This window comes from Polaromonas sp. P1_G2 (genome assembly GCF_056405515.1).
Genome location: NZ_JBFUBY010000465.1, coordinates 1 through 1,943, shown reverse-complemented (window position 1 = coordinate 1,943; position 1,943 = coordinate 1). Strand labels below are relative to the sequence as shown.

Genomic DNA, 1,943 nt, shown 5'->3' with positions numbered 1-1,943 from the left:
CACAAATCCTTCACGAAGCGCCACTTCAACCGGACCGACGCGCTGATACAGCAGAAAGCCGGCTCCTGCCAGCCCGACCCACCACGCGACCTCATCGCGCTGCGTGATTCGCACGCCCACATACAGGGAGCCAATCAACGTGAGCCAGAAGCCCATCTGCCCCGACAGATGCCGGATCATGTACGCATCGCCGGTACGGAACAGCGCGAGAAGCAGATGGAGCAGGCTCACCGGCACAAAGGTGAAGCTAAGTATTTGAGCGGCTCGCGCGGCGGGTGAATTGTTTTTGGATTTTTGTGTCATGCCGGCAATCGTAATCCGAAGCTGACAACAACACAGGGCTCGAATGCGTGGCCATATCCGTCAATTGGATGACGCCCCCTCTCCCACTCCTGGCTAAACTATCGCTGCGCCCAGGCCATCGGATCTTGACCCGGGCTGGGTTACAGGCAGCGATGGTCAAACCCAACAGAATCGACTGTATGGCCTGTGCTCATTTATATTGAGGAGGCGGCAACCACACTGTCCGCCTAGAATCGATTCTCGGGGTTGGTCCTTTTTTATCGAGCTGAACGAAACTCAAAATGGACAACAAGTTTTTTAATAACAAGCACCTGGGTGGGTTTCCAGCGGCCAAGTTATACCGCAGGTCTTGCGGTACACATTACGTTAGATCGCTATGCGTTGCTTGATTCTTGTCGAAGACACCTTCCAAGTCACCGGGAGAGGTCTTGTCATAGTGCCAGGCCCACTCCGAGAGGAAGTAACGGGTATCGGAAGTCTCCCGGTCGAACTTCGGAAGCCTTCGGGAGAGCGAGTGCAAGCCAGGTTGACCCTTACTCATACGCATCAGTCTCCTCCCGCGCCCCCTGAACTTGCCAAACGATGGACCTCCATACTGCGCGGTGTAGGAAAGGAAGATGTTCCGATTGGCACTGAAGTGTGGGAACTGGAAGAGTCTGAAAGCTCAAGGCTCTTGGCCGAGGATCGCGCAATCTTCTTTAAGGCGAGCGAAGAGGCAGGCGGTGGCGGATCGTCAAAAGTTCGTTGCGATATGTGTGGATCACCGATCACATTTCGATGGCAGGGTTCAGTTGGGTTCCATTCCTGCGCGTGCGGGAAATTCTCCGGCACGCTGAGGGGTCTCTGACTGTGAGCGCGSGACCTACCCAGCAAGCCGACACGGACGTCCAAAGGCATCCTATCCTTGGTCACCGGTCACAAGCACGTTAGGCAGTTCATTCATGGCAGTCAAAGTCAAATTCCTGAGCGTTGTTGTACCGATCGAGAACATCAACAAGAGTTCTATCGAGGGAGGGCTTTCCGGCCTGCTGAAGCAATTCGGTAACAGTCGCGGAAAGTCCTTCTGGCTCGATGAGCACCTCTATGTCGAGTTCGCAATGAACCCGATCGACATCCAGTCATTGGTCGAAAGGTGGGAGTCTCTTGGCCTAAGCTCTCGCACCGAAGAAGGCGGTCAGCGGATGTGGAGAGACCTTTGCGTTGTTGACTTCTACCAAGGCCCCACCCTGCCCTGCAGATGGCTGACGTTTGATCCAAACGCGAACACGGTGTGGAAGAGTGGTACCGCTCCCGGAGCTATCGTCGGTCCGGACTCAGAAGGAGATCCGGCTCCATTGTTCATACCATCAGAGAGGATGGCTGAAATGGCGAGATTTTCGACCTCCGGCCTGGATGGGAACGTTGAGGCAAAGCCATGGTGGAAGTTTTGGTAGACCGTATGCCTAAATCGAATTGCGGAGTTTGATCCCCTTTTTATCGAGCTAAACGAAACTCAAATTGGACAATCAGTCTTTTAATAACAAGCACCTGGTTGGTTTTTAGCAGCCAGCTTTTACCGCAAGCGCCAAGTTATACCGCAGACCTTGCGGTATACATTACGTTAGATTGCACGGGAGGCGACGTGGACACCGAGATTCAAG

2 protein-coding genes are annotated in these 1,943 nt (G+C 54.1%); one reads left to right on the top strand and one right to left on the bottom strand.

Annotated elements, in window-relative coordinates:
• Positions 1-303 (bottom strand): hypothetical protein (locus AC1D0P_RS25240; protein WP_477679241.1); only part of this gene is annotated, 303 nt, incomplete at its 3' end.
• Positions 304-1,244: 941 nt separating this feature from the next.
• On the opposite strand from AC1D0P_RS25240, the gene AC1D0P_RS25235 reads away from it, so the two are divergent.
• Positions 1,245-1,736, top strand: coding sequence for a hypothetical protein (locus tag AC1D0P_RS25235; RefSeq protein ID WP_477679240.1), 492 nt, complete (start codon positions 1,245-1,247; stop codon positions 1,734-1,736).
• Positions 1,737-1,943 lie beyond the last annotated feature (207 nt).

What these genes read in the sequence shown, in the direction of transcription:
- AC1D0P_RS25235 (WP_477679240.1), top strand. Translation starts at nt 1,245, where the DNA reads ATGGCAGTCAAAGTCAAATTCCTGAGCGTTGTTGTACCGATCGAGAAC.